The sequence below is a fragment of the Streptomyces sp. NPDC005263 genome (genome assembly GCF_042872365.1).
GTDB lineage: Bacteria > Actinomycetota > Actinomycetes > Streptomycetales > Streptomycetaceae > Streptomyces.
Genome location: NZ_JBIAKJ010000013.1, coordinates 123,329 through 141,384 on the forward strand (window position 1 = coordinate 123,329; position 18,056 = coordinate 141,384).

The 18,056-nt window shown below is 72.0% G+C and carries 16 protein-coding genes; 5 read left to right on the forward strand and 11 right to left on the reverse strand.

From position 1 onward, the window contains the following. Nucleotides 1-139 precede the first annotated feature (139 nt). A complete protein-coding gene (locus ACFYRY_RS38990) occupies nucleotides 140-2,935 on the forward strand; it encodes a penicillin acylase family protein (RefSeq protein WP_389157012.1) in 2,796 nt (931 codons plus the stop codon). A gap of 71 nt (nucleotides 2,936-3,006) precedes the next feature. Here the strand turns inward: ACFYRY_RS38990 and ACFYRY_RS38995 are convergent, their stop codons facing one another. After that, nucleotides 3,007-4,236, reverse strand: coding sequence for an exo-beta-N-acetylmuramidase NamZ domain-containing protein (locus ACFYRY_RS38995; protein WP_389157014.1), 1,230 nt, complete (start codon nucleotides 4,234-4,236; stop codon nucleotides 3,007-3,009). Between the two features lie 201 nt (nucleotides 4,237-4,437). On the opposite strand from ACFYRY_RS38995, the gene ACFYRY_RS39000 reads away from it, so the two are divergent. The 3 genes from ACFYRY_RS39000 to ACFYRY_RS39010 are packed head-to-tail and all read left to right on the forward strand — an operon-like array spanning nucleotide 4,438 to nucleotide 7,506. Continuing rightward, nucleotides 4,438-5,211, forward strand: coding sequence for an SDR family oxidoreductase (locus tag ACFYRY_RS39000; protein WP_389157017.1), 774 nt, complete (start codon nucleotides 4,438-4,440; stop codon nucleotides 5,209-5,211). Continuing rightward, nucleotides 5,208-6,869, forward strand: a complete 1,662-nt coding sequence (locus ACFYRY_RS39005) for a class I adenylate-forming enzyme family protein (protein ID WP_389157019.1) — start codon at nucleotides 5,208-5,210, stop codon at nucleotides 6,867-6,869. Before ACFYRY_RS39000 ends, ACFYRY_RS39005 begins: the two co-directional genes overlap by 4 nt. A 43-nt stretch (nucleotides 6,870-6,912) precedes the next feature. Continuing rightward, nucleotides 6,913-7,506, forward strand: a complete 594-nt coding sequence (locus tag ACFYRY_RS39010) for a TetR/AcrR family transcriptional regulator (RefSeq protein ID WP_389157021.1) — start codon at nucleotides 6,913-6,915, stop codon at nucleotides 7,504-7,506. Between the two features lie 92 nt (nucleotides 7,507-7,598). On the opposite strand, the gene ACFYRY_RS39015 is transcribed toward ACFYRY_RS39010, so the two are convergent. The 10 genes from ACFYRY_RS39015 to ACFYRY_RS39060 all read right to left on the reverse strand — a co-directional run bounded on the left by ACFYRY_RS39015 (nucleotide 7,599) and on the right by ACFYRY_RS39060 (nucleotide 16,430). Then, nucleotides 7,599-7,805 carry a hypothetical protein gene (locus ACFYRY_RS39015; RefSeq protein WP_389157024.1) on the reverse strand — a complete coding sequence of 69 codons (207 nt, stop codon included), beginning with the start codon at nucleotides 7,803-7,805 and terminating at the stop codon, nucleotides 7,599-7,601. A gap of 11 nt (nucleotides 7,806-7,816) precedes the next feature. Beyond that, complete coding sequence (locus ACFYRY_RS39020; RefSeq protein ID WP_389157026.1) at nucleotides 7,817-9,181, reverse strand: diaminopimelate decarboxylase; 1,365 nt, start codon at nucleotides 9,179-9,181, stop codon at nucleotides 7,817-7,819. Nucleotides 9,182-9,411: 230 nt separating this feature from the next. After that, a complete protein-coding gene (locus ACFYRY_RS39025) occupies nucleotides 9,412-11,088 on the reverse strand; it encodes a helix-turn-helix domain-containing protein (RefSeq protein WP_389157028.1) in 1,677 nt (558 codons plus the stop codon). Nucleotides 11,089-11,274: 186 nt separating this feature from the next. Continuing rightward, nucleotides 11,275-12,489, reverse strand: coding sequence for an acyl-CoA dehydrogenase family protein (locus ACFYRY_RS39030; protein WP_389157031.1), 1,215 nt, complete (start codon nucleotides 12,487-12,489; stop codon nucleotides 11,275-11,277). Between the two features lie 5 nt (nucleotides 12,490-12,494). Beyond that, on the reverse strand, nucleotides 12,495-13,517 hold the full coding sequence (locus ACFYRY_RS39035; protein ID WP_389157035.1) for a phosphotransferase family protein: 1,023 nt from the start codon (nucleotides 13,515-13,517) through the stop codon (nucleotides 12,495-12,497). Nucleotides 13,518-13,704: 187 nt separating this feature from the next. Next, nucleotides 13,705-14,001 (reverse strand): hypothetical protein, encoded by a 297-nt coding sequence (locus tag ACFYRY_RS39040; RefSeq protein WP_389157038.1) that lies wholly within the window; start codon nucleotides 13,999-14,001, stop codon nucleotides 13,705-13,707. A 206-nt stretch (nucleotides 14,002-14,207) separates the two neighbouring features. Further along, nucleotides 14,208-14,543, reverse strand: coding sequence for a DUF202 domain-containing protein (locus ACFYRY_RS39045; protein WP_389157041.1), 336 nt, complete (start codon nucleotides 14,541-14,543; stop codon nucleotides 14,208-14,210). Beyond that, nucleotides 14,540-14,932, reverse strand: a complete 393-nt coding sequence (locus ACFYRY_RS39050) for a YidH family protein (RefSeq protein ID WP_389157044.1) — start codon at nucleotides 14,930-14,932, stop codon at nucleotides 14,540-14,542. Before ACFYRY_RS39050 ends, ACFYRY_RS39045 begins: the two co-directional genes overlap by 4 nt. 67 nt (nucleotides 14,933-14,999) lie before the next feature. Further along, complete coding sequence (locus ACFYRY_RS39055; RefSeq protein ID WP_389157047.1) at nucleotides 15,000-15,515, reverse strand: NUDIX hydrolase; 516 nt, start codon at nucleotides 15,513-15,515, stop codon at nucleotides 15,000-15,002. Nucleotides 15,516-15,536: 21 nt separating this feature from the next. Then, nucleotides 15,537-16,430 (reverse strand): DMT family transporter, encoded by an 894-nt coding sequence (locus tag ACFYRY_RS39060; RefSeq protein WP_389157050.1) that lies wholly within the window; start codon nucleotides 16,428-16,430, stop codon nucleotides 15,537-15,539. A 647-nt stretch (nucleotides 16,431-17,077) separates the two neighbouring features. Between ACFYRY_RS39060 and ACFYRY_RS39065 the strand changes: the two genes are divergently transcribed. Beyond that, nucleotides 17,078-18,022 carry a hypothetical protein gene (locus ACFYRY_RS39065; RefSeq protein WP_389157052.1) on the forward strand — a complete coding sequence of 315 codons (945 nt, stop codon included), beginning with the start codon at nucleotides 17,078-17,080 and terminating at the stop codon, nucleotides 18,020-18,022. Nucleotides 18,023-18,056 lie beyond the last annotated feature (34 nt).

Below are 18,056 nucleotides of genomic sequence, written 5' to 3' on the forward strand. Positions count from 1 at the left end.
ACAAGCGATTTGGCTCCATCTGATTTCCGATGGCCTCCATAAGCCGACCGACGCCACTCCAAAACTTGACGCATGTTCATCTTCAATCCCGGGGATACCGGCGGTAACGTCCGGCCCACCCCCGTCGGTAGGAGCTGCCATGCCACGGCGCATCCCACACACCGTCCTCCACAGACTGAGAACTCCCGGCAGATTCCCCGGGTTCCTGAAGTCCGCTTCTGTATGCGTCCTGGTTGCCGGTCTCTTGTCCCCGCTTGCCCCGGCGGCGGCCGCTCAGACACCGGCGGCCGAGGCGACCGCCGCCAACGACCACTGCGGCGGACAGTGTTCCGACATCCTGCCGCCGGGTCAGAACGGCAACGCCACCCTCGCGCAGATCCTGCTCAACCAGGCCTTCGGCAGCCAGCCCGAGCACGCCGAGGACCAACTCGCCCCGTACGCCAACCTGGCCAAGGGGTACCCGTCACTCACCAACACCACGATCAACAACTTCTTCAACGACGCGTCCTTCGGGGTCCCCGCCGACCAGGTCGCCTCCACGGTCAAGCCCGCCGGTCGCAGTGACGTGACGATCGTCCGTGACAAGAAGACGGGCGTACCGCACATCACCGGTACCACCAGATACGGCACGGAGTTCGGCGCCGGCTACGCGGCGGCCCAGGACCGGCTGTGGCTCATGGACGTCTTCCGGCACGTCGGACGCGGCCAGCTGACCGGGTTCGCGGGCGGCGCCCCGTCCAACCAGGGCCTGGAGCAGGAGTTCTGGCGCAACGCCCCCTACACCGAGGCCGATCTCCAGGCCCAGATCGACAACGCCGTCGCCTCCGCCGGTGACCGGGGCCAACAGGCCCTCGGTGACGTCAACGCCTACGTCGCCGGCATCAACGCCTACATCGACGCCTCCGACAGCGCCCGCACCTTCCCCGGCGAGTACGTCCTGACCGGCCACAAGGACTCGATCACCAACGCCGGCACGATCGACCACTTCAAGACCACCGACCTGGTCGCGCTGGCCTCCGTCATCGGCTCGCTCTTCGGCTCCGGCGGCGGCGGCGAGGTCAACAACGCGATATCGCTGCTCGCCGCCCAGCAGAAGTACGGCGTGGAACAGGGCACCCAGGTCTGGGAGTCCTTCCGTGAACGCAACGACCCCGAGGCGGTCCTCACCGTCAAGGACGGCAGCTTCCCGTACGCCACCAAGCCCGCCGACGCCCAGGGCGAGGCCCTGCCCGACGCCGGCTCGGTGACCCGGGAACCGCTGGTCTACGACCGCACCGGCAGCGCGGCCACGGCGAAGGCCACCGGTGCCTCCACCACCGCGGCGAAGACGGCCGTCACCTCGGCCAGGCGGGGCATGTCCAACGCCCTCGTGGTGAGCGGCGACCACACGGCGAGCGGCAACCCGATCGCCGTCTTCGGCCCGCAGACCGGTTACTTCGCGCCCCAACTGCTGATGCTCCAGGAGATCCAGGGCCCCGGCCTCAGCGCCCGCGGCGCCTCCTTCGCGGGCCTGAGCATGTACGTGGAACTCGGTCGCGGCCAGGACTACGCGTGGAGTGCCACCACCTCCGGCCAGGACATCATCGACACGTACGCCGTCGAGCTGTGCCAGGACGACTACCACTACCTGTACCGCGGCACCTGCACGGCCATGGAGAAGGTCGAGCAGAAGAACGCCTGGAAGCCGACCACCGCGGACGGCACCGCGGCCGGTTCCTACACGATGCGGGCGTGGCGCACCGAGTACGGCCCCGTCGAGTACCGCGCGACGGTCGGCGGCAAGAAGGTCGCCTACACCACCCTGCGCTCCTCCTTCCTGCACGAGGCCGACTCGATCATCGGCTTCCAGATGCTGAACGACCCCGACTACGTGAAGGGCCCGGCGGACTTCCAGTCCGCGGTGCAGCACATCAACTACACCTTCAACTGGTTCTACGCCGACTCCGAGCACACCGCCTACTACAACAGCGGCGACAACCCGGTGCGGGCGACTGGCGTCGACGCCGAGTTCCCGGTCTGGGCGCGGCCGGCGTACGAGTGGCGCAACTGGAACCCGACGACCAACACCTCGGACTACACCCCGGCCTCGGCCCACCCCCACTCGACGGACCAGGACTACTACGTCTCCTGGAACAACAAGCAGGCCAAGGACTACACGACCGCCTCCTGGGGCGACGGCTCCGTGCACCGCGGCAACCTCCTCGACGACCGGGTGAAGAAGCTGGTCGCCGCGGGCGGGGTCACCCGGGCCGCGCTGACCAAGGCGATGGCGGACGCGGCCCTGGCCGACCTGCGGGCCGAGGACGTGCTGCCGGACCTCCTCAAGGTGGTCAACAGCTCCGCGGTGACCGACTCGACGGCCGCCGCGGCGGTGAGCAAGCTGCAGGCGTGGCTCACGGCGGGCGCCAAACGCACCGAGACGTCGGCGGGTTCGAAGAAGTACGCCGACACCGACGCGATCCGCATCCTGGACGCCTGGTGGCCGCTGCTGGTGAAGGCCGAGTTCGCCCCGGGGCTCGGCAGCGACCTGTACACCGCCTTCACCGCCAACCTGCCCGTCGACGAGGCTCCCTCGGCCGCGCACGGCCCGACCGGCGCGCACGCGGGCAGCTCCTTCCAGTACGGCTGGTGGAGCTATGTCGACAAGGACATCCGGGCGGTGCTCGGTGAGTCGGTGCGCGGTCCGCTCGCCCAGAAGTACTGCGGCGGCGGCAGCCTCGGCGCCTGCCGGGACGTCCTGATCAGCACCCTGAAGGAGGCGGCCGGCAAGACCGCCGCGCAGGTCTACCCCGGCGACGACCTGTGCTCGGCCGGCGACCAGTGGTGCGCCGACTCGATCGTCCAGCGCACCCTGGGCGGCATCAAGCACGGCAACATCAGCTGGCAGAACCGGCCCACCTTCCAGCAGGTGGTGGAGTTCACGTCACACCGGTGAGGCAGCAGTGACGGCGGGCCGGCGGACCCGGCTCGCCGTCACCACCGACGACCTCCGGCGCGTCGGCGTTCTCAGCGGTAGAGGAGGTACTCCCCGCGCATCCGCCGGAACGCCGCCAGTTCCCGTTCCCAGCCCGCCACCACCTCGTCGGTGTCCGCGCCCGCGTCGATCGTCGTGCGCACCAGCGTGGAGCCCGTGAGCTTGTCGATCCAGTTGTCCGGGCGCCAGGCGAAGCCGGTCCACACCTTCTTCGCCGTCACCAGGAGCGCGATCCCGGCACGTACCGGGTCGTAGACGTTCCGGTCGTGCACATGGATCTGCACGCCGCCGATCGTCTTCCCCTGGAACTTGGAGAACGTGGGCGCGAAGTACGCCTCCCTGAAGTGCGCCCCGGGCAGCCGGAGTTCACTCACCGCGGCGGCCCATCTCCCGTCCACGCCCTCCGCGCCAAGGAGTTCGAACGGCCGGGTCGTCCCGCGTCCCTCCGACAGGTTCGTCCCCTCGAACAGACAGGTCCCCGAGTAGACGAGGGCGGTGTCGGGCGTCGGCATGTTCGGGCTCGGCGGCACCCAGGGCAGTCCCCAGGCGTCGTACCACTGGGACCGTTGCCACCCGCTCATCAGTACGGTGTCCAGCTCCACCGGCGCGCTCAGGAACTCTCCGTTGAACAGTCGCGCCAGCTCCGCGACGGTCATCCCGTGCGCCTGGGAGATCGGCTGCCGACCGACGAAGGTCGCGAACTCCCGGTGCAGCACCGGCCCCAGGGCGGCCCGCCCGGTCACCGGATTGGGCCGGTCCAGGACCACGAACCGGCTGCCCGCGAGCCGCGCCGCCTCCATGCAGTCGTACAGCGTCCAGATGTACGTGTAGAAGCGCGCCCCCACGTCCTGGATGTCGAAGACGACGGTGTCCACGCCGGACGCTGTGAAGATGTCGGCGAGGGCCTGGCCGGTCTTGAGGTACGTGTCGTAGACGGGCAGGCCGGTCGCCGGGTCGTCGTAGCGGCCCTCGGAGCCGCCCGCCTGGGCGGTGCCGCGGAAGCCGTGCTCGGGGCCGAAGACCGCCGTCAGTTCGACGCGGGGATCCGCGTGCATGACGTCCACGATGTGGCGGACGTCGCGGGTGACGCCGGTGGGGTTGGTGACGATTCCGACGCGCTGCCCCCGCAGGGAGGCGTAACCGGTCGCCGCGAGGTTCTCGAAGCCGGTTCGCCTGCGGCGGGCCGCGGAGGCCGGGGGTGCGCCGGTGATTGATACGGCTGCGGTGGATGCTGCGAGCAGGGTTCGTCTGGGTAGGTGCATGTGACCTCCTTGGACGGGGGCGTCGGCATGGGCACGTTATGTGCTTCCGCCGGATGTGATGAGGCTGCGGGCCGGATGTGGCTGGTCGCGCAGTTCCCCGCGCCCCTGACTTGCTCCAGTCACCCTTCCTTCGAACATACCGACCGGTTAGTCTGTACGCCGCGGGGGCAGAGCCGTGTCGCGTCGCGTCGAAGGAGACCGATGGTGGAAGCCGTTCAGGGTGCCGGTGTGGTTGTCACGGGGGCCGGGGGTGGGATCGGTGCCGCCCTTGCCCGGCGGTTCGCCGCCGAAGGGGCCCGGGTCGTCGTGAACGACCTGGACGCCGAGCGGGCCGAGGCGGTCGCCGCCCAGATCGGTGGTGTCGCGGTACCCGGCGACGCCTCCGCGATCGTGTCCGACGCCCGGGACGCGCTCGGCGGGACGGTCGACGTGTACTGCGCCAACGCCGGTGTCGCCTTCGAGGACGGGGCCGAGGGACTGTCGGCCGACGAGAAGTCCTGGGCGGTGGCCTGGGACGTCAACGTCATGGCCCATGTGCGTGCCGCCGAGGAGCTGCTTCCGGCCTGGCTGGAGCGCGGCAGCGGCCGCTTCGTGTCCACCGTGTCCGCCGCCGGGCTGCTGACGATGATCGGCGCACCCTCCTACAGCGTCACCAAGCACGGCGCGTACGCCTTCGCCGAGTGGCTGTCGCTGACGTACCGGCACCGCGGGGTGAAGGTCCACGCGATCTGTCCGCAGGGCGTGCGCACCGACATGCTGGCCGCCACCGGCAGCGCGGGTGCCCTGGTCCTCCAGCAGACCGCGATCACCCCCGAGGAGGTGGCGGACGCCCTGTTCAAGGGAATCGAGGAGGACCGTTTCCTGATCCTGCCGCACCCCGAGGTCGGCGGCTACTACCAGGCCAGGGCCGCCGATCCGGACCGCTGGCTGACGAACATGAACCACATCCAGCAGAAGTGGGAGACGACCCGGTGACCGACTCCCGCTACGCAGCCAAGCCCTGGCTCGGCCTGCTCAACGACGCCCAGCGTGCCCCCGTCGACCCCGCCGACTCCTTCGTGCACGCCCTGCGCCGGGCCGTCGCCGAGACCCCGGACCGCACCTTCCTCGCCTACTTCGACGGCCGCCTGACCTACCGCGAGGTCGACGAACTGAGCGACTCGGTCGCCGGTCACCTCGCCGCCCGCGGCCTGCAGCGCGGCGACCGGGTCGCCGTCCTGCTGCAGAACTCCCCGCACTTCGTGCTCGCGGTGCTCGGCGCCTGGAAGGCGGGCGCCACCGTGGTGCCCGTCAACCCGATGTACAAGTCGGGGGAGGTCGGCCACGTCCTGCACGACGGTGAGGTGGCCGCGCTGATCTGCTCCGACCGCGCCTGGGACGCGTATCTGCGTGACGCCGCCGCCGACTCGCCGGTACGGATCGCGCTCACCGCATGTGAGCTGGACTTCCAGACCCGCCAGGACGCGCGCGTCCTGACCTTCGAACGGCTGCCGCAGGCCGACGACGCCGACGACCTCACGGAGGTGGCCCGGGCGGGGCACAAGGCACCCGAGAACCGTGACCCGGCTCCGTCCGGCATCGCGCTGATCAGCTACACCTCCGGCACCAGCGGCACCCCCAAGGGCGCCACCAACACGCACGCCAACCTCATGTACAACGCCGAGCGGCAGCGGACGGGCCTGGGTCTGCCCGAGGCACCCGTCTACTTCGCGATGGCGCCCCTGTTCCACATCACCGGGATGGTCTGCCAGTTCGGGGCGTGCCTCGACAGCGCGGGCACCCTGGTGCTGGCCTACCGTTTCGAGTCCGGGGTCGTGCTCGACGCGTTCGCCGAGCACCGGCCGCACTACACGGTCGGCCCGTCGACCGCCTTCATGGCCCTGGCCGCCCACCCCGACGTCACTCCGGACCACTTCTCGTCCTTCGTCACCATCTCCTCCGGCGGCGCCCCGCTGCCGCCCGCCCTGGTGGAGAAGTTCCGGGCCGGCTTCGGGCCGTACATCCGCAACGGGTACGGGCTCACCGAGTGCAGCGCGCCCTGCGCGTCCGTGCCGCCCACCCTCGAGGCCCCGGTCGACCCGGTCTCCGGGACGCTGGCGGTGGGCGTGCCCGGCCCCGACACGGTCGTCCGGATCGTCGACGACCAGGGCGCGGAGGTGCCCTTCGGGGAACAGGGCGAGATCGTCGTACGGGGGCCGCAGGTCGTGCCCGGATACTGGCGGCGCCCGGACGCCACCGCCGAGACCTTCCCCGGCGGCGAGCTGCGCACCGGCGACATAGGCTTCATGGACCCGCAGGGCTGGCTGTACGTCGTCGACCGCAAGAAGGACATGATCAACGCCTCCGGCTTCAAGGTGTGGCCGCGAGAGGTCGAGGACGTCCTGTACACGCACCCCGCGGTGCGCGAGGCGGCCGTCGTCGGGGTGGCCGACGGGTACCGCGGGGAGACCGTCAAGGCGTACATCAGTCTGCGTCCGGGTGCCGAGACGGACCCCGGTGCGCTCGCCGCGTACTGCAAGGAGAGACTGGCCGCTTACAAATACCCGCGTCAGGTGGAGATCCTGCCCGACCTGCCGAAGACGGCGAGTGGGAAGATCCTCCGGCGGGAACTGCGTTCCCGCCCGCAGGGCTAGAAGCGGCAGCCGAAGAACATTACCCGGAAGGCAGGTGGCGGCAGTGCCCAGGACGACGGACGGTGACGGGATCCCCGTGCCGCAGCGGCTGCTGGCCGCCGCCACCCGGCTCTTCGCCGAGCAGGGCTACGACCGCACCTCGGTGCAGGAGATCGTCGAGGCGGCCGGCGTCACCAAGGGAGCGCTGTACCACTACTTCGGCTCCAAGGACGACCTGCTGCACGAGGTGTACGCGCGCGTGCTGCGCGTCCAGCAGGAGAGACTCGACGCCTTCGCGGGCGCCGACGAGCCGATCGAGAAGCGGCTGCGGGGCGCGGCGGCCGACGTCGTCGTCACGACCATCGACAACCTCGACGACGCGATGATCTTCTTCCGCTCGATGCACCACCTGAGCCCCGAGAAGAACAAGCAGGTACGGGCCGAGCGCCGGCGCTACCACGAACGCTTCCGCGCGCTCGTCGAGGAGGGCCAGCAGGCGGGCGTCTTCTCCAGGGCGACCCCGGCGGACCTGGTGGTCGACTACCACTTCGGCTCCGTCCACCACCTCTCCACCTGGTACCGCCCCGACGGCTCGATGAGCCCGCAGGAGGTCGCCGACCACCTCGCGGACCTGCTGCTGCGGGCGCTGCGGCCGTAGGCCTCCCGGCCGGTGGGACCCCGCCCGGCCCCTGCGGACCGCGGGTCGGGCGGCCCCCTCCCAGACCTGACGGAGTTCTGTCAGCCGTTCCACTAGCCGATGATCTCCCTGAAGAACAGAACGGCCGTGGCCGCCGCGCCGCCGCCGACGCTCACCGCGACGGGCCACGCGTTGCCGCCGAGAGCCGCCAGGACGGTGGCGCCGATGCCGACGAGTGCCGCCAGCAGGAACACGATCGCGGCGCGCTGGGTGAGCAGCGGTCCGTCCCGGTCGGACCGCTGACGATCGGGATGTAACACCTCGGTGCTCCTTACCGGGCCGCACGCTCGACGACGTCCACCGGGCGCCGGAACACGGTGGCCCGCTGGTCGTGGTCCGGCAGGGCCCACGGGTCCTGTGCGGGACGCAGCAACGTGAACGCGATCCGCCCGTCCTCGCCGGTCCGGACACCGTGCACGGCCGGTTCCGGCAGGCTGTTGTAGTGGAACGGCGTCGAGAAGTAGTAGGCGCCGGTGTCCGGGACGACGACGATGTCGCCGGGTTCCAGCGGCGGCAGCGCGCGGTCGCGGGCCAGCAGGTCGCCGGCGAAGCAGGCCGGACCCGCGACGTCCTGGCGAACGGGCCGACCCCGCTTGGCCGCGCCGCCCGCGTCGTGTGCCTCGATCCGTACCGGCCAGGCGTCGGGGCCGAACACGGTCCGCGTGGCGACCTGTACACCGGCGTGGGTGACGGCGATCGGCCGGCCGCCCGCGCTCTTGGTGTACTCGACGTACGCCGCCATGAATCCGTTCTTCGCGAGGACGGAGCGTCCGAACTCGGTGACGACCTGGTACCCGCGCTCGAAGAGGGCCGGGGCGTGTACGCCCAGGTACTCGACGTACGTGTCGAAGGTCGGATCGACACCGTCGTCGGCGAAGTTGACGGGCAGCCCCCCGCCGATGTCGATGCCGACCACCCGGCGTTCACCGAGAGAGGCGTTGACCTCCTCGGCGAACTCCACCGCCTGCGCCACCCCACGGGCCATCAGGTCGAGCGGGCAGCCCTGTGATCCGGCGTGCGTGTGGACCCATGTCAGCCACGGATGGTCCCTGAACGCTTGCAGCAACTGCCGTCGGGTGCCCGGATCCGACAGCGGAACACCGAACTTCGAGGTGGCGGTGGCGGTGCTCATCGCGGCGATGGCGCCGCCCCCGACCTGGGAGTTGACACGCACCCCGATGTTCGACGCGGGGCGGCGGCCGGCCAGTGCCCGGTCGATCCTCGCCAGTTCCTGGAAGTTGTCCGCGTTGACGGCCACCCCCAGGGCCAGCGCGCGGTCGAGCTCCGCACGGGTCTTGGCCGGCGAGTCGAAGACGATCCGCTCCGGCGGGAAACCCGCGGCCAGCGCCCGGGCCAGCTCGCCCGCGGTGGCGACCTCACAGCCCATGCCCTCGCGTTCCAGCTCCGTGAGGACGGGCACCAGGCAGTTCGCCTTGGCGGCGAAGGCGTGCAGGACGGAGCCCGGCGCGGGAAGGACACGGCGGAAGGCGCGGTGCAGACTATCGACGGTCGCGGTGACGCCGTCGAGGTCGACGAAGGCGACCAGCAGCGACTGCTCCGGGTCCAGCAGTCCCTGCCGCACCGCCTCCCGCAGAATACGTTCACGCCGCGCGGCGGCGGGGGTCGGACCGTTCATGGTGAGCCCTCCGATGTCGGGATCGCACCGCCCGGGGGAACTCCCGGGCGCCATCCCAGGCTGCTCGCCGCGACCGGACGCCGTCTTCGTCGGGTCGTCAAAGGCTCCGCGGCCACAACGGCGGCCGGGTCCAACGCCGGACGCCGCGGCCCACGGCGTTGTGCGTCACGACGAGAACGGCGCCCTTCGGTGGTGCGGACGGCCAAGGGGCGGACCCGTCGTCCTCGCGGTCACGGCCCCGCCGACGCTCCCGGGCCCGTGCCGTTGCCCCGGTCCCGCAGGCGTAACTGCAACTCGGCCAGCAGCCGGGCATCCGGGCTGTCGAGGTCGAGACCCGAGACCTGGGTGATCCTGCGCAACCGGTACCGCAGGCTGTTGGGGTGCACCCCGAGCGTACGAGAGGCGCTCGCCACGTCCCCGAAACGGTCGAGGTACGCGCGCAGGGTCTCCACGAGGCAGCTTCCGCTGTGCTCCGCGTCGAACGCGGCCAGCCGCGCCACCGACGTCCGGGGCGGCAGCGCCACGTCCCGCAGCGCGTCGACGACCTGCATGACACCGACCGTGTCCGCGACGTCCTCGGCCCGCGCGACGGTGTGCGTTCCCGCGGCCCGAGTGAGCGCCCGGAGCGCCAGCTCGGCGGACCGGCGCGACTCGGCCGCCCGCGCCAGCACCGGGGCCACGTCCCCCAGACCCACTCTCACCGGCGCGCCGGTGGTGGCCCGCAGCTGTCTCGCCAGCGACTCTCCCAGACGTGTCACCTGATCGTCGGCCCGTCGCGGATCGTGGTCCAGCGCACTCACCAGCACCAGGATCCGGCCGCCCGCCGGCACGACCACGGTCCGGTGACCGAACGCGGCGCAGTGCAGGGTGAGCAGCGCGTCCAGCCTCGACGGCTCGTCGTCGGCCGGTCCTGGACCCGCGCCCACCGCCAGCACGGCGCAGGGCTCCCGGGCCGGGAGCGACGCGCGCTCCGCCAGGACGTCGGGTGAGCCGCGTCCCTCCAGCAGCGCCCGGGCCGCGTCCTCCGCCAGCCGGCCGTCCGCGCCGCGGGTGCGGACGTGCAGGAGGTGCGCGGCCGCCGTACGGGTCGCCGCGCGCAGGGCCTCGGAGGCGCCGGGGGCCAGGGGACGGCCGCCGACCGCGGCCACCCAGATCGACCCCAGTACCTCACCGCCCGCCCGGACGGCCCCGACCAGCCGCTCCGGGTTCTCCCCCTGAGCCCTTCGGTACAGCACGTCGTCCGTGCTCCACAGGGCCCGGAAGAACCCGGCCTCACGCATGGCGGCGACCCGCCACGGGGGCACGCGCCGGCCGAGGATGGTCAGCCGGCGCAGCTCGTCCACGTTCTCCTCCGTCGAGGAGTAGGCCAGCACCCGCGACTCCGTGTCCTCGATGGTCACCGCGCCCCCGACCAGCGCGGCCACCGCGTCGGCCAGTCCGTTGAGGTCGCCCGGGGACAGACCGCGGGTGGCGGGCACCGGCGGCGCACCCGCCGAGGCCAGCCCGGCCCGCAGGTCGCCGACCAACTGGGCCCAGGTGCACCAGGCGGTGCGGGAGAGCACCGCGACACCGCTCTCCTCGGCGACCGCCCGCAGTGCCGCGTCGGCCCGCTCGGGGCGCCCGGGGCCGAACACCACGCCGGTCGCGCCCGCGTCGCCCGCCCGGCGCAGCAGATCCACCGCGTGCGCCGATCCCGCGTCGACGCCGACCGCGAGCAGCAGCTCCCGCGGCCGGATCTCGGGGTCCAGCACATCGAGTACGGTGACGCCGGCGACGGCCACCGCCAGGCCGCCGGGAGCCGTGTCCAGTTCCAGGGCCCCCGAGCCCACGACCGACAGCAGCCGTTCCAGAGTCACCTGCGACTGAGCCGCGACGCCCCATCCCGGCACTTCATCCAGGTCCGTCATCGTCCCCCGATCCCCGCCCGCGCCACCGGCCTCGCGCGACCGATCCGCAAGACGTACGACACCACAGACCGGGTGCGCGCTCAACGGCGCACGAAGGCACACCGAGGCACCGCGCACCGCGCAGGGGCGTCGGGCCGGGCGGCGTGGGCGGGGGAGGCCCGCGCCGCCTTCGTCAGGCCCCGCGCCTCACAGGTACTTCTTCAACTCCCGCCGCGCCAGCGACCGCTGGTGCACCTCGTCCGGGCCGTCGGCGATCATCAGGGTGCGGGCGCCGGCGTAGAGCTCGGCCAGCGGGAAGTCCTGGCTGACGCCGCCCGCGCCGTGCAACTGGATCGCGCGGTCGATGATGTCGACGACCGTGCGGGGCGTGTCGATCTTGATGGCCTGGATCTCCGCGTGGGCGCCCCGGTTGCCGACCGTGTCCATCATCCAGGCCGTCTTGAGGACCAGCAGCCGCAGCTGCTCCACGGCGACCCGCGCGTCCGCGATCCAGTTGTGCACCACGCCCTGCTGGGCCAGCGCCTTGCCGAAGGCGTCGCGTGAGACGGCCCGCCTGCACATCAGCTCGATCGCCCGCTCGGCCATGCCGATCAGTCGCATGCAGTGGTGGATGCGGCCGGGACCGAGACGGGCCTGGGCGATGGCGAAGCCGCCGCCCTCCTCGCCGATCAGGTTCGACACCGGCACCCGCGCCCCGTCGAAGACCACCTCGGCGTGGCCGCCGTGGTAGTGGTCCTCGTACCCGAAGACCCGCATGGCGCGCTTCACCGTGACGCCCGGGGTGTCGCGCGGGACCAGGACCATGGACTGCTGACGGCGGATGTCCGCGCCGTCCGGATCGGTCTTGCCCATCACGATGAAGATCTTGCAGTCCGGGTTCATCGCCCCGGAGATGTACCACTTACGGCCGGAGATGACGTACTCGTCGCCCTCCCGCCGGATGTGCGTGGTGATGTTGGTGGCGTCCGAGGAGGCCACGTCCGGCTCGGTCATCGCGAACGCCGAGCGGATCTCGCCCGCCAGCAGCGGCTGGAGCCACTGCTTCTTCTGCTGCTCGTCGCCGAACTGGTTCAGCACCTCCATGTTGCCGGTGTCCGGAGCCGCGCAGTTCGTCGCCGTGGGCGCCAGCTGCGGGGAACGGCCGGTGATCTCGGCGAGGGGCGCGTACTGGAGGTTGGTCAGGCCGGCGCCGTACTCGGAGTCCGGCAGGAAGAGGTTCCACAGACCCTGCCTGCGGGCCTCCGCCTTCAGCTCCTCGACCACGGCCGGGGTGTCCCACGGCGAGGCGAGCCGCTCGCGCTGCTCCTCCACCACCGCCTCGGCCGGGTAGACGTACTCGTCCATGAAGGCGAGCAGCTTGGCGCGCAGTTCCTCGGTGCGCGCGTCGAACGCGAAGTCCATGTCTGTCAGCCTTCCTGAAGGGTGGTCAGGCCGTGCGAGATGAAGACCGGGACCAGGTCGCCGATGCGGTCGAAGCCGCGGCCGACCGTCTGGCCCAGGGTGTAGCGGTAGTGGATGCCCTCCAGGATCACGGCGAGCTTGAACCAGGCGAACGCCGTGTACCAGGAGACAGCCGACACGTCACGGCCCGAGCGCGTCGCGTACCGCTCGATCAGTTCGGCCGGATCCGGGTGTCCGGGGGCCTCGGCGGTCGTCGACACCGGGGAGTCGGGCGTACCGAGCGGCATGCTGTACATCACCAGCAGACCCAGGTCGGTCAGCGGATCGCCGAGCGTCGACATCTCCCAGTCGAGGATGGCCTTGATCCGGTCGTCCTCGCCGATCAGCACGTTGTCGAGCCGGTAGTCGCCGTGCACGACCGCCGGGGCGGGGGAGTGGGGCAGGGCACGGCCGAGCGACGCGTGCAGCTCCTCGATCCCGGCCAGCTCGCGGTTGCGGGAGGCGTCCAACTGCTTGCCCCAGCGCCGCAGCTGCCGGTCCAGGAAGCCCTCCGGCCGGCCGAAGTCGGCGAGACCCACCGCGGCGGGATCCACCGCGTGCAGCTCCACGAGCGTGTCGACCAGCGCGAGGACGGCCTCCCGGGTACGCGCGGGGCCGAGCGGGGCCAGCTGCTCGGCGGTGCGGTACGGGGTGCCCGCGACGAACTCCATGACGTAGAAGGGCGAGCCCAGCACGTCCTCGTCCTCGCACAGCAGCACCGGCCGCGGCACCGGCACATCGGTCGGGTGCAGCGCGCTGATGACCCGGTGCTCGCGCTTCATGTCGTGCGCGGTGGCCAGGACATGGCCGAGCGGGGGCCGTCTGACGACCCAGTTCGCGCTGCCGTCGGAGAGCGCGTACGTGAGGTTCGACCGTCCGCCCTCGATCAGCCGGCCGGTCAACGGACCCTGCACCAGGCCGGGCCGCTCTCGGTCGAGCAGGGCACGCAGCCGGTCGAGATCGAGTCCTGGCGGGTGGTCGGGGCTCATCGGTGCTCCTTACGAGTGCGCGTGCACGGGTCCGCGGCGCGTGAACGGGACTGCTCCATGATGCCGACCGGTCGGTATGTCGTCCAGAGTCGGGACGGAACGTGATCGGAGCCACGATAGGCCGACAGCTCCCCGCCTCGGGCGGCGGGGAGCTGTCGGCGGGCCGCTTCCTGACCGGCGGGTCGGCTCAGTGATCGTCCCAGTGGCCGTCGTGCCGGGCGTGCCGGTGTCCGTCGTGGAGGTAGTCGACGTGGTCGCCGTGCAGCACGCTCTCGTGCCCGCAGTCGTGCCCGTGCCGGTGATCGTGGTCCTCGTGCGGGACGTGTCCTGCGGCCTCGCACTCGTCCCAGTGGCCGTCGTGCGCGCGGTGCAGATGCCCGTCGTGCGCGTAGTCGAGGTGCTCGCCGTGCGGCACCTCGGCGTGCCCGCAGTCCGGGCCGTGGGTGTGCGTGTGGGAGGCGTGTGCGCGGTGAAGGGTGCTCATGGTGCTCGCCTTCGGATGTGGGGGTGGCCGGCTGCTCGCAGGAGGGGTCGAGGTCGAGTCTGCTCGATCGCATAAAGGTCGGCTCGCGGGCCTGCGGCGCAGTGGGCCGACCGGGTCAGCGCCGCCGTGCGGTCCGGGAGGACGGGGTTCCGGTGGCGCGACCTCTACGGGCGAAGGAGACAGGGGAGCCCCTCTGCGGAGACCCCCTAGAAGACGAGCGCCGCCGCGCAGACGGCCAGCGCCACCGTCAGCAGCGCCCCCGTCGTCGCGTGCCGCGGGGTCAGCGCCGGGGTGGGGCTGCTCGTCGCCGACAGGACGCGGATACGGCGGTGGGCGACGAGCAGGAAGCCCAGCCACAGGACGCCGCACAGCGCGCAGACGGTGATCGAGGCCGCCGAGGCCCCGTTGTGCAGCGTGGTCTTCATGGCCAGCAGGGCGGCCACGGTGCTGGACAGGGTCGTACGCCGCCAGGCCAGCCGGGTGCGCTCCGGCTGGAGCCCGGGATCCCGGTCGACGCCCTCCGACGGGGCCGCCCCGCTCACCCGGCCCACCCGACGAGCACCACGAAGACCATCGCGACGGCCACGACCGCGACCGCGATGCTCAGCAACGCCGGGAACCGTGACACCGGCAGATCCTCGCCACGGCGCATGGCCCGTTCGCAGCGCACCCAGTGGTTGACCGCCCGCAGCGAGCACAGCACGCCCGCCGCGAGCAGCGCCAGCGCGAGCCCGACCCGCCAGCCCCAGCGCAGGTCCGGCAGGAACTGGTCCACGGCGAAGCCGCCGCCGATCAGTGCGAGCGCGGTGCGCAGCCAGGCGAGGAAGGTGCGCTCGTTCGCCAGCGAGAAGCGGTAGTCGGGGGTGCCGCCCTCCTGCCGGAGATCCTGCGGGGCGAACCACAACCGAACGTTCCGTGCCAAACCGTTCACGCCGAGGACCCTACCCGGAGCCGCCGCCACGCCCGGATCGGGGCGTCGCCCGTCTCAGCCCGCCGTCTCAGCCCGCCGACCGGTGCGCCTTCAGCCGCTCGTACGCGGCCAGCCCGTCCGGTACCCACTGCCACTCCGGCAGGCGCCGCTCCACCTCGTCCTCGGGCAGGAAGGCGTGCCAGGCCACCTCCTCGGCCTGGGGGCTGACCGGGAGCTCGCAGCGGACCTGGTACACGGCCGACCACCAGGTCCGCCCGGAGCCGTCGTCGTAGAGGAACCGGAAGAGGTGTTCCGGGCGGGGAAGGCCGGTCACCCCCAGTTCCTCCTCGGCCTCGCGCAGGGCCGCGTCGTCGTAGGACTCGCCCGCGCCGACCACGCCGCCGACGAACATGTCGTACAGCGAGGGGAAGACCAGCTTGGTCGGTGTGCGGCGGTGGACGAAGAGCCGGCCCGCCGCGTCCCGGGCCTGGATGAAGACACAGCGGTGGCGCAGGCCCCGCGCGTAGGCCTCGCCGCGCGGGGACTGGCCGATGACCTGGTCGTTCTCGTCGACGATGTCGAGGATCTCGTCAGCAGCGCTCATGACTCCATACAACCTGAGCCGTCAGCGCGGCTGCAGGTCCCTTGCACGTTCGGACGGTGCCATGCCGCGCGGCATGGCCGGGTGCAGGCCCAGCAGGACGATGCCGGCCACGATCGCCGCGAGTCCCGCCGCCTCCCAGGCCAGCGCGCCGGTGTCGGTGCGCAGCCGGTCGCCGAGGAAGCCGACGCCGCAGACGATCCCGGCCAGCGGCTGGGCCGCCGTCAGGGCGGGCAGCGACATGCGCAGGGGCGCCGTCTCGAACGCGCTCTGCACCAGGACCAGTCCGGTGACCCCGAGTGCCAGGACGGCGTACGGCTGCCAGCCGGTCAGTACCTCGAGGAGGCCGCCCTCCGAGAACCGCTGTCCGCTCACCCGGGTCAGGGCGTCCTGAACGCCGTACAGCAGACCGGCCGCCAGCGCCAGCAGAACCGGGCCGGAGCTGAGCCGGGACCGCTTCGCGTACGTCGTGAGCAGCAGCGCGAGGCCGACCATCACGCCGATGATCAGCCAGTGCCGCACTGGGTCGCTGACCGCGTTGCCGCCGCGTGGCTGGCCCGCCACGATGAACGCGGTCACCCCGCCGGCCAGCAGCAGAAGCCCGGCCCAGCCCTGCCGGCCCAGCGGCTGCTGGGTCTGTCTGCGGGAGAGGGCGAGGGCGAACAGCAGGTTCGTCGCGAGGAGTGGTTCGACCAGGGAGATCTCGCCCTTGCCCAGCGCGATCGCGCCGAGCACCATGCCGGCCACCATCAGTCCGATGCCGCCGAGCCAGCGTGGCACCTTCATCAGGTCCACGAGGAGCCGGAGCGACAGGAAGTCGCTCATCGGCGCCTGGCGGGCAGCGTTCTGCTGGAGCACGAACCCGAAGCCCAGACAGCAGGCCGCGCTCACGGCGAGAACAAGAACCAGTACCGACACGCTGCGTACCTCGATCATCCGGCCGGGTAACGGGATGCGTAGGAGCTGACTGTAGTGGCCCAGGGCCCGGCTTGCCCCGGGAGTACCCGGATTCGGGTGGTCGACCCGGTCACGCCGCCCGATCGATCAAAGGCGGGACCACGTCCGTCCTGCCATGGTGCGGTGCCGGACGTGCCCGCGCCATGGCGTACGACACAGCCGCCGCCCCCGACCGGGGCCCGCGCTCCTCCTGTGATTCACAAGTCCGTTGTGAATGAGCGGAGTTGACGCGTGTAACGTGCCGACGGCCCTTGACGGAAACCGTTGGCTGGGGATTGGCTGTGCGTGATCAGCCGACGACAAGCCGCGACGTCCGGACCGGACGACCGGCCGACCCGTCGGCACAACCGACCACGAGCCGCGTCGCGTGAGGAAGTCCCCGCGGTGTCCCCACCCCCGCCCCACGGCCCCGAGGCCTGCCGTTCCGATCACACCGTGCCCGAGGAGGGCGGCCAGCGCCCACCAGGAACCGTGACCGGCATCGCGTCGCCGCCCCCCGCGCCCCGCGACCGCGCCCTCCCTCCGGCCACCCGCGGATCCGCTCGGGCCCGGGCAGTCCCTATGACCCCTCTCACCCGCGCTTCCAGGCGCCGTCCCGCGGAGCCGACGTGATCCGAAAGACAGGACTCAGCCGCAAGCGTGCCGCCGCCCACGCGCTCGACGCAGCCCTGGACGACACCGAACTCGTGTCCGCGCGGGCCGCGCTCGCGCAGGGGCGATGGCAGGTGGCCCGTGCGCTGCTGGCCGCCACGGGCGACGAGTGGGACCGCCGGGGACACCGGGTGACCGTTCTCGCCCTGGAGCCCTACTGCGCCGCCTGGGCCAACGACTGGCTGCTCGCCGAGCCCGACTCGGCCGACGCCGCCGTCCTGCTCGCCCTCGCGCAGGTCCGGCGCGCCCTGCGCGGCAAGGAGGACCCGTCCCGGGCCCGCGAGGCCTGCCGGTCCGCCGCCTCACGCGCGCCCGCCGACCCCACCCCGTGGCTCGGGCTGCTCCTGCTGGAGCACTCCCGGGGCTCCGGTGACGAGGTCGGCCGGCTGTTCGACGAGGTCCGCGAGCGGCACCCCGACCACCACCACGCCCACCATCTGATGGTCGCCCACCTCGCCGAGTTCCGCTCCGACGCCGGACCGGACCCGTTGCACAAGGTCTACGACTTCGCCGCCTGGGCCGCCGAACAGGCACCCGCCGACTCCCCGCTCGCGATCCTCCCGGTCGTGGCGCACGCCGAGCGGTACCGCGTCCTCGCCGCCACCGGCCACGAACCCGCCGACCCGGCCGCCTCCCGCCACTGGGCCGGCCGCCGGGCCCGGCAGGTGATGAAGGCCGCCTTCGACTGGTGGCTGGAGTGGGAGCAGGAGGGCCACCCCCGTCGGCTGGTCGACCTGAACTTCCTCGCCCACGCCAAGGTCTACGAGGGCCGGGGCGCCGAGGCCGCCGCCCTGTTCCACCGCATCGGCGAACACCCCGCCCCGGCCCCCTGGTCGTACCCGGACCGGGAGCCGTACCCGGCCTTCCGCGCCGCGCGCGACCACGCGCTCGGTACGGCGTGACGCCCCACCCTCACAGCCGCTGAACAGTCCCCAT

Excerpts from the sequence above, each read along its gene's own strand:
- ACFYRY_RS39030 (WP_389157031.1), bottom strand. The coding sequence starts at position 12,489 with ATGGACTTCGCGTTCGACGCGCGCACCGAGGAACTGCGCGCCAAGCTG.
- ACFYRY_RS39035 (WP_389157035.1), bottom strand. The coding sequence starts at position 13,517 with ATGAGCCCCGACCACCCGCCAGGACTCGATCTCGACCGGCTGCGTGCC.
- ACFYRY_RS39000 (WP_389157017.1), top strand. The coding sequence starts at position 4,438 with ATGGTGGAAGCCGTTCAGGGTGCCGGTGTGGTTGTCACGGGGGCCGGG.
- ACFYRY_RS39040 (WP_389157038.1), bottom strand. The coding sequence starts at position 14,001 with ATGAGCACCCTTCACCGCGCACACGCCTCCCACACGCACACCCACGGC.
- ACFYRY_RS39025 (WP_389157028.1), bottom strand. The coding sequence starts at position 11,088 with ATGACGGACCTGGATGAAGTGCCGGGATGGGGCGTCGCGGCTCAGTCG.
- ACFYRY_RS39020 (WP_389157026.1), bottom strand. The coding sequence starts at position 9,181 with ATGAACGGTCCGACCCCCGCCGCCGCGCGGCGTGAACGTATTCTGCGG.
- ACFYRY_RS39055 (WP_389157047.1), bottom strand. The coding sequence starts at position 15,515 with ATGAGCGCTGCTGACGAGATCCTCGACATCGTCGACGAGAACGACCAG.
- ACFYRY_RS38995 (WP_389157014.1), bottom strand. The coding sequence starts at position 4,236 with ATGCACCTACCCAGACGAACCCTGCTCGCAGCATCCACCGCAGCCGTA.
- ACFYRY_RS38990 (WP_389157012.1), top strand. The coding sequence starts at position 140 with ATGCCACGGCGCATCCCACACACCGTCCTCCACAGACTGAGAACTCCC.